This is a genomic window from Anaerobacillus sp. ABR4_321, from assembly GCF_056158505.1.
This window is the reverse complement of the sequence record NZ_JBSWTK010000001.1, coordinates 209,023-222,463: the sequence shown is the minus strand read 5'-3', so window position 1 is coordinate 222,463 and position 13,441 is coordinate 209,023. Positions and strand designations below refer to the sequence as shown.

Annotated in this window: 13 protein-coding genes; all 13 read left to right on the top strand. The window is 40.7% G+C overall.

Annotated elements, in window-relative coordinates:
- Positions 1 to 47 precede the first annotated feature (47 nt).
- The 13 genes from ACXADT_RS01150 (at position 48) to ACXADT_RS01090 (ending at position 13,307) form a co-directional block, all read left to right on the top strand.
- Positions 48 to 1,748: an ABC-ATPase domain-containing protein gene (locus ACXADT_RS01150; protein ID WP_474832981.1), complete on the top strand. Its 1,701-nt coding sequence runs from the start codon at positions 48 to 50 to the stop codon at positions 1,746 to 1,748.
- Positions 1,749 to 1,783: 35 nt separating this feature from the next.
- Positions 1,784 to 2,923 carry a tRNA epoxyqueuosine(34) reductase QueG gene (queG, locus tag ACXADT_RS01145; RefSeq protein ID WP_270182385.1) on the top strand — a complete coding sequence of 380 codons (1,140 nt, stop codon included), beginning with the start codon at positions 1,784 to 1,786 and terminating at the stop codon, positions 2,921 to 2,923.
- A 67-nt stretch (positions 2,924 to 2,990) separates the two neighbouring features.
- A complete protein-coding gene (locus ACXADT_RS01140; RefSeq protein ID WP_270182386.1) occupies positions 2,991 to 3,530 on the top strand; it encodes a methylated-DNA--[protein]-cysteine S-methyltransferase in 540 nt (179 codons plus the stop codon).
- Positions 3,531 to 3,657: 127 nt separating this feature from the next.
- Positions 3,658 to 4,551: an amidase domain-containing protein gene (locus tag ACXADT_RS01135; protein WP_270182387.1), complete on the top strand. Its 894-nt coding sequence runs from the start codon at positions 3,658 to 3,660 to the stop codon at positions 4,549 to 4,551.
- Positions 4,552 to 4,616: 65 nt separating this feature from the next.
- The gene (trmL, locus tag ACXADT_RS01130) at positions 4,617 to 5,090 is read left to right on the top strand and encodes a tRNA (uridine(34)/cytosine(34)/5-carboxymethylaminomethyluridine(34)-2'-O)-methyltransferase TrmL (RefSeq protein ID WP_270182388.1); all 474 of its coding nucleotides are present in this window, start codon (positions 4,617 to 4,619) and stop codon (positions 5,088 to 5,090) included.
- Between the two features lie 307 nt (positions 5,091 to 5,397).
- Positions 5,398 to 5,703: an antibiotic biosynthesis monooxygenase family protein gene (locus tag ACXADT_RS01125; protein ID WP_270182389.1), complete on the top strand. Its 306-nt coding sequence runs from the start codon at positions 5,398 to 5,400 to the stop codon at positions 5,701 to 5,703.
- A 152-nt stretch (positions 5,704 to 5,855) separates the two neighbouring features.
- Positions 5,856 to 7,751, top strand: coding sequence for a PrkA family serine protein kinase (locus ACXADT_RS01120; protein WP_270182390.1), 1,896 nt, complete (start codon positions 5,856 to 5,858; stop codon positions 7,749 to 7,751).
- A 158-nt stretch (positions 7,752 to 7,909) separates the two neighbouring features.
- A complete protein-coding gene (gene lepB, locus ACXADT_RS01115) occupies positions 7,910 to 8,467 on the top strand; it encodes a signal peptidase I (protein WP_270182391.1) in 558 nt (185 codons plus the stop codon).
- 59 nt (positions 8,468 to 8,526) lie between these two features.
- Positions 8,527 to 8,691: a hypothetical protein gene (locus ACXADT_RS01110; RefSeq protein WP_474814286.1), complete on the top strand. Its 165-nt coding sequence runs from the start codon at positions 8,527 to 8,529 to the stop codon at positions 8,689 to 8,691.
- A gap of 333 nt (positions 8,692 to 9,024) precedes the next feature.
- Positions 9,025 to 10,191: a sporulation protein YhbH gene (gene yhbH / locus ACXADT_RS01105; protein ID WP_270182393.1), complete on the top strand. Its 1,167-nt coding sequence runs from the start codon at positions 9,025 to 9,027 to the stop codon at positions 10,189 to 10,191.
- A 27-nt stretch (positions 10,192 to 10,218) separates the two neighbouring features.
- Positions 10,219 to 11,139 (top strand): ComEC/Rec2 family competence protein, encoded by a 921-nt coding sequence (locus ACXADT_RS01100; protein ID WP_474835814.1) that lies wholly within the window; start codon positions 10,219 to 10,221, stop codon positions 11,137 to 11,139.
- Between the two features lie 76 nt (positions 11,140 to 11,215).
- On the top strand, positions 11,216 to 11,653 hold the full coding sequence (locus tag ACXADT_RS01095; RefSeq protein ID WP_270182395.1) for a CBS domain-containing protein: 438 nt from the start codon (positions 11,216 to 11,218) through the stop codon (positions 11,651 to 11,653).
- Positions 11,654 to 11,771: 118 nt separating this feature from the next.
- Positions 11,772 to 13,307 (top strand): GNAT family N-acetyltransferase, encoded by a 1,536-nt coding sequence (locus ACXADT_RS01090; protein ID WP_270182396.1) that lies wholly within the window; start codon positions 11,772 to 11,774, stop codon positions 13,305 to 13,307.
- Positions 13,308 to 13,441 lie beyond the last annotated feature (134 nt).

Sequence of the window (13,441 nt, the reverse complement as noted above, 5' to 3'; positions counted from 1 at the left end):
TTTTATCATAAGCGACTACTAGAAGCTCAAAAGGAGGCTCACCTCATATGAAGAATTTGACCGATCATTTACAACGTATAGATGGAAAAAGTTATAAAGCTTATAAAGATATAAGAGGGAGCTATGATTTCGAGAATTACACTCTTTCGATCGATTATGTACAAGGAGATCCATTCGCAAGCCCATCTAGAATAAGAGCTATCATTCCTCGTGACAAAGCTAAGGTGAAGACTGAGTGGTTTGATGGTGACCAAAGGCGGATCAGGTTAGAGGATTTTATCGCAAGGAAGGTAGCGAAGTCCATTTATAAACACAAAGGAAATATCAAGGGTTCCGGTAAGAGTGGCACCTTTATCATTGATGCTCCTAAACAAAAAGTATTAGAACGTACAGCCGTGTCAGTAACAAAAACCGACATCACGATCTGTTTATCAGTGGGCTTACCAGCACAAGGTAGACGTGTGCTTGGTAGACAAGCCCAGCAAATGTTAACGACCTATTTACGAGAGATTCTAAAAGCATCTATTTTTTCTCTAAATGAGGGAGAGGTAATTGAAGCCATTCATCTAGCGGATCAACAAGAAACGATCAGAATGTTCTTGAAAGATAAAGGGTACGTGGCGTTTATCGCGGATGGTGCCATTTTGCCCCGAGAGAGTGGTATTAGCGATCGGCCGTTACAGAATAAAGCTGTTCCATTCAAGTCTCCGTCTAGCAAAGAAGTCTCGATCTCGATCCCCCATAAAGAAGAACCGATAAAAGGGATGGCGATCGAGAAAGGGATATCCCTCATAGTAGGGGGCGGGTATCATGGCAAAAGTACCCTCTTGCATGCACTCGAGCACGGCGTTTATGATCATATTGCAGGTGATGGAAGAGAGTATGTGATCACTGATGAACTAGCTATGAAAATTCGATCTGAAGATGGAAGAAAGGTGACAGGGGTAAATATTTCACCGTTTATTGAGAATTTACCTTTTGGGAAAGATACTCGTTCCTTCACAACAGAAAATGCTAGTGGAAGTACATCTCAGGCAGCTAATATAATAGAAGCAGTTGAGGCAGGCTGTCATGCACTGTTGATCGACGAAGATACAAGTGCAACGAATTTTATGATTCGAGATGTTCGGATGCAGCAACTCGTCTCAAAAGACAAAGAGCCGATCACACCTTTTATTGACCGTGTACAACAACTATATAACCAACATAGTGTTTCAACAATACTCGTCATGGGAGGGTCAGGCGATTATTTCGATGTAGCCGATACGGTTATTTTGATGGAGAATTACCTTCCATATGATGTAACGAATGAGGCTAAAAGGATTTCAGCCGAGTCTAATACAGCTCGAAATAAAGAAGGTGGCGAGCTTTTCGGAGAGGTAGACCGTCGCCTTCCTCATAAATCTAGTTTAAATAGTCAAAAAGGGAAAAAGGCGAAGGTTTCTGCGAAAGGACTTCACCACATTCTATATGGCAATACTGATATTTCACTCCTTCAAGTCGAGCAGCTGATCGATCCGAGTCAGACGCGATTAGCTGCGGAAATTCTTCATTTTCTTGAAAGGAAGAACAAACTTGGAGACGTATCCGTGTCGGAGCTTTTGGATGCAGTTGAAAAACAAATGAATGATGAGGGAATCGGATCCTTCTCTATGTTTGCCAATCAACATCCAGGTGATCTCGCTCGTATTAGAAGAACAGAGTTGGCAGCAGTATTAAATCGACTTAGAACATTGAAGATCGTCTAATAACATTAATTTTCATGAAGAAGGGAGGGAGTAAAGTGACAAACGCCCAGTTAAAGGAAGAGATCGTTGCATACAGTAAATCAATCGGAATCGATAAGATAGGTTTTGCTGCAGCTGATCCTTTCAAATCGCTCAAAGAGCGGTTGAAGCAACAGCAGCAGTTAGGTTATCAATCAGGGTTTGAAGAACCTGATATTGAGAAACGAACGGAGCCTGAGCTCTTGTTACGTGGCGCGACTACGATCGTTTCGATCGCCATTGCATACCCATCAAAAATGAAGGATAGTCCAAGAAGTAAAAGAGGCGAACGGAGAGGTCTATTTTGTAGAGCGTCGTGGGGCGTCGATTATCATCACGTGTTAAGAGAAAAGCTCTCCCTTCTTGAATCATTTATAAAATCGAAAGTTCCAACTGCTCAAACAAGCTCAATGGTTGATACAGGCGAATTATCTGATCGAGCAGTAGCCGAACGAGCTGGACTTGGATTTACTGGGAAGAATACGATGCTGATTACGGAAGAGTTCGGTTCTTGGGTCTATCTTGGTGAGATGATCACAGATGTCTTTATAGAGCCGGATGAACCAGTGGAAGAAGGTTGTGGAGATTGTAATATTTGTGTAGATGCTTGTCCAACTGGAGCACTAGTTGAAGGTGGTCAGCTAAACGCAAGTAAATGCATTGCTTTCTTAACTCAAACTAAAGGTTTCCTTCCTGATGAGTATCGCTCAAAGTTAGGCAACAGACTTTATGGATGTGATACATGTCAGCTGGTGTGTCCCAAAAACAAGGGGATCGACTTTCACCATCATCCTGAACTTGAACCAGATCCAGAAGTGGTGAAACCAAAGTTGATTCCACTGCTTACGATGAGTAATAGAGAATTTAAAGAGAAGTTTGGAAAAGCGGCTGGTTCATGGCGAGGGAAGAAGCCAATTCAACGAAACGCCATTCTTGCTCTAGCGCATTACAAAGACGAAGCAGCGGTGGATACACTGATCGATTTGATGAGAAATGACCCACGACCTGTCATTCGAGGGACATCCGCTTGGGCCCTCGGAAAGATCGGTGGAAACAAGGCGTATGATGCTTTAATAAATGAGCAAATGAAAGAAAAAGACCAGGAAGCGGCAGATGAGATTGAAAAAGGGCTGTCTATGCTTCAAAATAAGTCTTAATGGTATTGGTCAAATAATATAATGTCTTGTAAGATAATGAAAAATGTTGAATAAAAGAAGGGATAGCATGGAGAAACAAGTGATCAGTTATGGGGAGTTCCAATCACCGATTGGAACGCTGACATTATTTGCGGGTTCTGAAGGAGTTTACAGACTTGATTTCGGATTTGCTGAGGATATGCTACCCGCGGCTGAAGCATGGTTTAAGAAAAATCATGTAAAACCAGATTTCGTTATGAATTACGAAATCATCGACCCGATTATTGTTCAATTAGAAGAGTTTTTTAGCGGAAAAAGAAGGATGTTTGATTTAAAACTGAATTTGATTGGAACACCTTTTCAAAAGAAAGTATGGAATAGTCTTAGTACGATTCCATACGGTGAGACCCGCTCATATAAAGACGTTGCTGTTGATATTTCTGCTCCTCGAGCAGTACGTGCGATCGGTTCTGCCAACAACCGGAATCCACTTCCGATCATTATTCCTTGTCATCGTGTGATTGGAAGCAATGGTGCTCTTGTTGGATACGGTGGAGGAATGGATAAGAAGGAATACTTGCTGTCACTCGAACAGCAGACCGCAATTCAAACAGCAGTAACTTCATAAGTATTATCGAGCTCGGAGTTCATAGACGAACTTCCGAGCTTTTTTGTTCTATTCAACGTTTCACCTTGCACTAAGTGGTATGTGTAACCATTCACCAACATAAAGTGCGAAGAGGGGGGAACGCAAAATGGGTTGGGAAGAGCAGCTTAAACCCTTTTGGGAAGAACAAGCGTCATACTTAATGAACGGATCGCTATCCTTTAGAAGCAATGGAAAACGTCCAGCTACGGAAGAAGAAGCTGTTAACAGGTTTATTAAGAAATGCAACGCTCGAGAAGCTACAGTTGTGAGAGTACTGAATAAAGGTGTACTCCTCGGCAAAAAGAAGTTATCCAAAACTCGAATCTTTGATTACTATCTTCACCAGCAATTTGTGATCAAGCATGGTAAGAAGATGTATCAAGAAGAGCGTTTTGAAAAAAGGCTTGCAGAGTTAATCGATGGAGAGCTAGTCCATGATCGTTCCGTTGAGCAAGAAGGTGTACACTGTGATAATCCTGTACGGGCAGGCAGGGGAGATGAAAGGTTGAAGGGATCGTATTATGATCGCTTATCTGCTGTGAAATATGCTGAAAACTGGTGGGATGATTATAATCCTGCTTATCCAATATTTGATGGAGACTGTACGAACTATGTCTCTCAATGTATCCATGCAGGTAAAGCACCTATGAGGGGTTATCCTGATCGAACGAGAGGATGGTGGGTGCGGAAAAACAGCTGGAGCTATTCGTGGTCAGTCGCTCATGCATTACGGTGGTATCTTAGTGGTTCAAAGAGTGGGCTTAAAGCAAGAGAAGTCTATCAGCCTGATGATTTAGTACCGGGCGATGTAATCAGCTATGATTTTACTGGAGATGGGAACTGGCAACATACGACGATTGTGGTCGATCAAGATGGAAAAGGGCAGCCGCTTGTAAATGGGCATAATACGAACTGTAGAATGCGATATTGGGATTATGAAGACTCAACGGCATGGACACCGAATATCCAGTATAAATTTTTTCATATTGAAGATGAATAGCATATTCTTTCTCTCCGTGGAAAACATGCTATAATAGATATGTTTTGAAGCGGAGGTGAATCATTATGTCTTTAAATATCGTGTTATTTCAGCCAGAAATTCCTGCAAACACTGGGAATATTGCTCGTACATGTGCTGCTACGAATACAAGTCTTCATCTTATTCGTCCATTAGGTTTTTCTACAGATGATAAGATGCTAAAACGTGCAGGTCTAGATTACTGGAAATATGCTGACGTTCATTATTACGATTCTCTAGAAATATTCTTTAATCAGAATGAAGGCGGAGAATTTTATTATATTACGAAGTATGGTACGAATACTCATACTGACTTCGACTATTCGGATGTTAGTAAAGATACGTTCTTTGTTTTTGGAAGAGAAACAAACGGTTTGCCAGATGAGCTGATCGAGAATAATAAGGAGCGCTGTCTACGCTTACCTATGACAGAACACGTGCGTGCGCTTAACTTATCGAATACAGCGGCAATCATGGTGTATGAGGCACTTAGACAACAAGGATATCCTAACATGAAATAAAAAAGAACGACCGTAACGGTCGTTCTTTTTTATCGACTACCTTTTTTGGTTTTTTGAGGTCGATCATTGTACCCAGCCGTAAAGATGGCTGCTAGAAAAGCAAGTATTACTACTAAAATACCCAGGAAACTCATGGTTTCATCCTCCTCAGGTAAAATTATGTCCAAGTCTATCTATGATTATAAACGATGTTGAAGGTGTTGTGAATGTTTTGAAGGTAATTCGATACTCTTCGGGATGAATGAGTTGGAAAATTTGCCACATTCCTATACGATAGAAGGAGATTATTAAAAGGAGGCTTTTGTTTATGTATGTTGTTATGAACGAATTGAAGGTACCTGATGAACACAAAGCTGTAATGAAAGAACGCTTTGGAAAAAGTGCAGAAAGCATGAAGAACGTTGAAGGTTGTCTTGAGTTTCTTTTTCTTGAACAGCCATCTGAAAATGGAAAGCTGATCGTGTTTACGAAATGGGAAGATGAAGATGCCTATCAAAAATGGATTCATTCTGACTCATTCAAAAATGCACACAAAGAAAAGCGTGAATCAAAAGAAAAGTCTCCTGCATCTGGAAACGAGCTAAGTGAATTTAATGTTGTTTACCACACGTAAAACCGGCTATGCCGGTTTTTTTGTTTGTAGTAGACGTTATGGCTATACAGAAGAACAGCCTTTTTTTACGTAAGAAAGAAAACAGAATGTTATAGGACATCCCCGCATACCATGTATTAAATCCGATGAATCAAATTTGGAGGGGGCTCGTAATGGATATCTTACGTAAAATCCAGCAGCATCGAGATGAAGAGAGGCGGCTGAAGTGGGAAGGAACCTTTGGCGAGTACTTAGAAATTATCAAAGAACGACCTGAAGTAGCGCAGTCAGCTCATTCACGCGTTTATAATATGATAAAAGATGCTGGTATTAACGAGGTAGATGGCAAGAAAAGCTACAACTTCTTCGCTGAAGAACTTTATGGTCTTGAGGAAGCAATCGAAAGGTTAGTCGAAGAATACTTTCACCCAGCTGCAAAGCGATTAGACGTCAGAAAGCGTATCTTATTGCTTATGGGTCCTGTAAGTGGAGGTAAATCCACGCTCGTTACCATTTTAAAAAGAGGCTTAGAGAAATATTCACACGAAGATGCAGGAGCGGTTTATGCAATCAAGGGCTGCCCGATGCATGAAGATCCGCTTCACTTAATTCCTCACCACATGCGAGAGGAGTTCTACAAAGAATACGGTGTTCGAGTCGAAGGTAGCCTATCGCCATTAAACCTTATGCGTCTCGAACAAGAATACGGTGGCAGAATCGAAGAAGTTATGATCGAACGAATTTTCTTCAATGAAGACAAACGGACAGGAATTGGAACATTCAGTCCTTCTGATCCGAAGTCACAAGATATAGCAGACCTCACTGGTAGCATCGATTTCTCGACGATCGCAGAGTTTGGGTCTGAATCTGATCCAAGAGCATATCGATTCGACGGTGAATTAAACAAAGCGAACCGAGGTATGATGGAATTCCAGGAGATGCTGAAGTGTGATGAAAAGTTTTTATGGCATTTGCTATCGTTAACACAGGAAGGAAACTTCAAAGCCGGTCGCTTTGCATTGATATCAGCAGATGAATTAGTAGTAGCTCATACGAACGAAGCGGAGTATCGCTCGTTCATCTCAAATAAAAAGAACGAAGCTCTCCATTCCCGTATCATCGTGATGCCTGTACCGTACAACTTAAAAGTAAGCCAGGAAGAGCGCATTTACGAGAAAATGATTCGAGAAAGTGATGTTGCTGATGTCCACATCGCGCCACATGCACTTCGAGTCGCTGCAATTTTCTCTATCCTCACAAGATTGAAGGATTCAAAGCGTCAGGGAGTAGACCTCGTCAAGAAGATGCGTTTGTATGACGGGGAAATTGTTGAAGGATTCAATCAGGTAGATGTTGATGAGATGCAGAAAGAGCATTCTGATGAAGGAATGAGTGGTATTGATCCACGTTACGTCATCAATCGAATATCTTCTACGATCATCAGAAAAGAAGTACCTTCAATTAATGCACTGGATGTGCTTCGTTCGTTGAAAGACGGCTTGGATCAGCACGCTTCCATTTCAAAGGAAGATAAAGAGCGCTATATGAACTTTATCTCGGTTGCTCGAAAAGAGTACGATGAGATTGCTAAGAAAGAAGTTCAAAAAGCATTCGTGTATTCTTATGAAGAAAGTGCTAAGACGCTCATGGATAACTACCTTGATAACGTAGAGGCGTACTGTAACAAGAATAAGCTTCGCGACCCTCTTACTGGTGAGGAAATGAGTCCAGATGATAAGTTGATGCGTTCCATTGAAGAACAGATCGGTATTTCAGAGAACGCAAAGAAAGCTTTCCGTGAAGAAATCTTGATCAGAATTTCGGCATACGCAAGAAAAGGAAAGAAATTCGATTACAATTCGCATGAGCGTTTAAGAGAAGCGATTCAAAAGAAATTGTTCGCTGACCTTAAGGATGTTGTGAAGATCACGACTTCTTCTAAAACGCCGAACGAGAATCAGTTGAAGAAAATTAATGATGTTATCGCTCGATTGATCGATGAGCATGGATACAATTCAATCTCTGCCAATGAACTTCTTCGTTATGTAGGAAGCTTATTGAATCGATAACTGGTGAAAAAGCATGCCTAACAGGTGTGCTTTTTTTCTTGAACAGCGTCTAATTTGTAAAAAGTTTGTATATCCTATAGTGAGATTAACCGGGTGCTTGTGCCTTTTTAGTATGAGTGATAGATTATACGTAAAGACGTATTGAAGAGAGGTTTGACATGAAAAAGGAACGCAGTCCGCTTTGGGAATGGCTAAAAGCATTTTCAATAGCCGTTGTCTTGGCGATTGTAATTCGTGAATTTATCATAACGAACTATGTTGTTCACGGAGAATCCATGATGCCTACCATTCAGGATGGAAATCGGCTGATCATCAATAAAATAGGGTATGAAGTCTCTGAGCCAGATCGTTTTGATCTCGTCGTGTTTCATGCGAACGAGAATGAAGACTATATCAAAAGAGTGATAGGACTTCCTGGTGATACGCTTGAGTATAAAGATGACCAACTTTATATAAATGGCAAGAAGATGAAAGAACCGTATCTAACTCATTTTAAAAGTGAGGTCTTTAATGGGAATTTGACTGAGAACTTTAAACTCGAAGATAAAACGGAAAAAGCTGTAGTGCCAGAGGGGTACTTGTTCTTAATGGGTGATAATAGACGCCATAGTTATGATAGCAGACATATAGGTCTCGTCCCGATCGACCAAGTCGTCGGTGAGGTGAACCTGCGTTACTGGCCGATCGAAGAATTTGATTTCACTTTCAAGAAATGAATTTTCAGGTTCCAAAAAGGTGAAGCAGGGGTATTCTCTTCTTAAGGAGGTAGTTCATTGTGTCAGAACGAAAAGATAAACCTGCAAACAGTTCAATGGCAATGGATGAGAAAGAGATGAAAGAGCTTGGTAAAGAGATGGAAGAGCTTGAAACCAACCAGGAATTAAAGAAAAATGGGCGACGCCCTGACCCTGTTCAAAACGAAAAAGATAAGAAAGAGTAAAACCCATGCTTTGAGGCTGTCGAGATGTTCTCGGCAGCCTTATTTTTGTTAAAAAAAGTGTCTAGGCAGCATGGGCAATTAACGAAAAGAGAATATTCTTAATGCATTTCTTATACAATCTATCAATAGTTTTACAATTCGTACGTTCCGAGCTTGATTTGTCAGAATTAATTGTCAATTATCGCTTGTATTTGCATAGGATAAAGTATACTACCTTTTAGATTCAGGGAGTCAAAATTAGTATTCCGCTTTTGAACAATCACCATGAGCGATCATCGATCATTGAATAAATATCCGATAGAAATATTATTTTTTTAAGGAGGGGAATATGGCATGAAAGACAGGAACACCAAAAACTTTGTTGTCTCTCAGGAGAATTGGTCCCTCCACCGAAAAGGCTATCAGGATCAAGTGCGACATTCCGAGAAGGTTCAAGATGCTATCAAAAATAATTTACCAGATCTAATTAGTGAGGAGAACATTATACTATCTAATGGTCGTGACGTAATTAAAATACCAATTCGCTCTCTTGATGAATATAAAATTCGGTATAACTATGACAAATCGAAGCATGTTGGCCAGGGTGACGGGGATAGTCAGGTTGGAGATGTTATCGCCCGTGACGGATCAGGTGAGAAGAAGCCTGGTGGAGGTAAAGGCGAAGGAGCTGGGGATAAACCTGGCGATGATTTTTATGAAGCTGAAGTCTCATTGATGGAGCTGCAGGAAATTCTCTTTAAAGAACTAGAACTACCTAATTTACGTGAAAAAGAGACAGCTGAAGTTGTGAAGAAGAAAGTTGAGTTTAACGATATTCGTAAAACTGGCTTGATGGGTAACATCGATAAGAAGCGAACAATTCTTTCTGCTTACAAACGAAATGCAATCGAAGGAAGGCCAGGAATAGCACCGATTTATCAAGATGATCTTCGCTTTAAAACGTGGAACGAAGAAATAAAACGAGAATCAAAAGCTGTTGTACTTGCTATGATGGATACGAGTGGATCAATGGGTAAATGGGAGAAATATATGGCGAGAAGCTTCTTCTTTTGGATGACACGCTTCTTACGTTCGAAATACGAAACTGTGGAGATCGAGTTCATTGCTCACCATACCGAAGCGAAAGTCGTCTCTGAGGACGATTTTTTTTCAAAAGGTGAAAGCGGTGGAACCATTTGTTCATCTGCCTATCGTAAAGCTTTAGAACTGATTGAAGAAAAGTATTCACCAGCTCGCTATAATATCTATCCATTTCATTTCTCAGACGGTGATAACCTTACTTCCGACAATTCACGCTGTGTGAAGCTTGTGAATCAGATCATGAAAGTATCGAATATGTTTGGGTACGGGGAAGTTAATGCCTACAATCGCCACTCAACATTGATGAGTGCCTATAAGAATATCCATGATCCAATGTTTAGACACTATATTTTGAAAGAGAAGAAGGATGTTTACCACGCAATGAAGAGTTTTTTCAAAAAGGAAGAAGTTCATTCGTAATGGTTTCCCACCAGGGGAACCATTTTTTTGTTTTGGAAGCATGAAAAGAAAAGGAAGCTTCATACTAAAATCAACAACAAAAATGGAGGATTGCTTATGAAGAGTGCTTCCTTAGCAATTATTTTCTTCATCCTTATCCTATTTCAACCTTTCATTGCGGTTGCTGATGAAGCTAGCGCAGAGCTTCATTTCATTGATGTCGGACAAGCTGACAGTATCCTTGTACTGCAAGCAGGAAAAGCAATGCTCATCGATGCTGGAGATAATAAGGATGGTGACAAAGTTTCGAGTTATTTAAAGAATCTTGGTATCAAACGATTAGATTACCTGATCGCGACCCATCCGCACCACGATCATATTGGGGGAATGGATCAAATCGTTAACGACTTCAAAATAGGAAAAGTGATCATGCCTGATGTATCTTACCCCACTCGTCATTACCGCTCTTTAATGAAGGTGATCAAAAAGAGAGAGATACCGGTTAGTGTTGCTGAGAGCGGAAAGAAAGCAAGGTTTGGGAAGGGAATCACGCTTCATTTTTTTTCGCCCATCCGACATGCGGAATATGAGGATTTTAATGACTACAGCGCAGTCGTTCAATTAAGGCATCACAATAATTCATTTTTGCTGATGGGAGACGCTGGTGAACAAGCTGAAAAGGAGATATTAGCAGATGCAAAGAAAAAACTCCCTTCAGATGTGATTAAGATCGGTCATCATGGAGCTGATTCTGCTTCAACCAAACCATTTATAAAAGCTGTAGCTCCTCAAGCAGCCGTTATCTCAGTTGGCAAAAACAATCCTTATCATTATCCAGATAAATCTGTTTTAAAAACGCTTAGTACGATGAAGATCCCCATTTTCAGGACAGACCAACTTGGGACAATTATCGCAAAAAGCGATGGGGAAAGGATCGTTTTTCATACGGGTCAAAAAAAGGAAAAATAATTTGAGCAAACGAAGCTCAGACTAGTTTGTGTAAGACCTCGTCTTTTGAGTCTTTACCATTTATCAACTGGGAGGAATGTTTGTGCATAATAATCTGCAAGGCGTCATGTCCAGAAATGTCGTATCTGTTACACCAGAACAATCTGTTCAGGAAGCAGCCGCATTGATGAGTCAGCATAATATCGGTGCCCTTCCTGTAATGAAGGATGGGCAACTGTGTGGAATCATTACCGATAGAGATATTACGACGCGTTCGACTGCTAGTGGCGGGGCAGCAACTTCACAGGTTGGACAGTGTATGTCGAACAACTGTGTATCAGCGAACCCTAACATGTCAGCAGATGAAGCAGCAGCATTAATGGCACAAAATCAAATCCGTCGACTGCCAGTCGTTGAAAACAACCAGGTAGTCGGAATGGTTTCGCTTGGGGACTTTGCTACGAAAACACCGGATCAACAGGAAGCTGGCCCAGCTTTATCCAGCATTTCTCAAAACGGTACAACTCGAGCATAACGATGTGGAGGCTGGCTGATGTCAGCCTCTTCTTATTCTGAAAATTGTTACCTCTATGATAAAATGAAGATAAAGTCGGGTACATAGTAAGATAGGCAGTTACGTGGAGGTTGATAAGATGTCTGAATTAGATGTTTCTAAATTCGAAAAAAAGATGGAACTAAGAGGAATCAGAAAAGAAGATATCGACGAAATACTCGCTTTACAAAATGAGTGTTTTCCAGGTATGGATCCATGGAAGCGGGAGCACTTAGAAAGTCATCTAGCTGTTTTCCCCGAAGGTCAATTTTGTGTTGAATATGAAGGGAAAATCATCGGTACCTGCTCGAGCTTGATGGTGAATTTCGATGAGTATGACGATCAACATACGTGGGATGACATCACAGACGAAGGCTATATTACAAACCATAACCCAGATGGTTATAACTTATATGGAATCGAGGTAATGGTTCATCCTGAGTATAGACGAATGAAAATTGGTAAACGTCTTTATGATGCTAGAAAAGATTTAGCAAGAGAATTAAATGTAAAGAGTATCATCATTGGTGGACGTATTCCGAACTATCATAAGTATGCCGATCAGATGAAACCATCTGAATATGTTGAGGAAGTTAAATTCCAAAACATTTATGATCCTGTCCTTACATTCCAGCTTATGAATGGATTTAATGTGATGCGGATCAATCCTAACTACTTACCAGATGATAAAGCTTCAAGACGTTATGCCACGCTTATGGAATGGAATAACGTTGAATACAAAGCGAAGACGAGACGTCATTTCAGATCTTCATTCCCAGTTCGAATTTGTGCGATCCAATACGCGATGAAGAAAATTTCCTCATTTGATGAATTTGCTAATCAAGTTGAATATTATGTGGATGTTGCAGCTGATTTCGGTTCGGATTTCGCAGTGTTCCCTGAAATCTTCACGACACAGCTCATGTCGTTTATGGATGAAGACATTCCTAGTAAAGCTGTGAGACGTTTAACGGACTATACTGAACCATACATCGAGCTATTTACAGACCTTGCCGTCAAATACAATGTGAACATTATCGGAGGCTCTCACTTCGTTTTAGAAGATGAGAAGATCTATAATATCGCGTATCTTTTCAGAAGAGACGGTACGATTGAGAAGCAATATAAAATACATGTGACCCCAAATGAAAGACGTTGGTGGGGGATACACGGTTCAGATGGAATCGAAGTGTTCGATACAGATTGCGGTAAAATCGCGATCCAAATCTGTTATGATATCGAATTCCCTGAACTAGGTCGTATTGCGACAGACAAGGGCGCAAACATTATCTTCACACCGTTCTGTACGGATGATCGACAAGGGTACTTAAGAGTACGCTATTGTGCTCAAGCCCGTGCGGTTGAGAACCAAATCTATACCGTTATAGCAGGAACGATCGGAAACCTTTCACAGGTAGAGAATATGGACGTACAGTATGCGCAATCTGGCATCTTTACGCCATCTGATTTTGCGTTTTCAAGAGATGGTATTGTTGGAGAGTGTCACCCTAACATCGAAACGGTCGTTGTAGGTGATGTCGACCTCGAAATATTAAGAAGACAGCGCCAATCTGGTACTGTTCGTCAATTAAGAGACAGAAGAAAAGACTTATATGAGATTCATTACAAGAAGTAAGCCTTCCACGGCTTGCTTCTTTTTTTATTACCTTTCACTTTTTTTATTGGAATTCGTTGGAATTCATATTAATATAAACTCTAAGAGCAGGGTTTTCTTCTTTAGAGAGAAGGAATTTTGTTCATTACATAGAA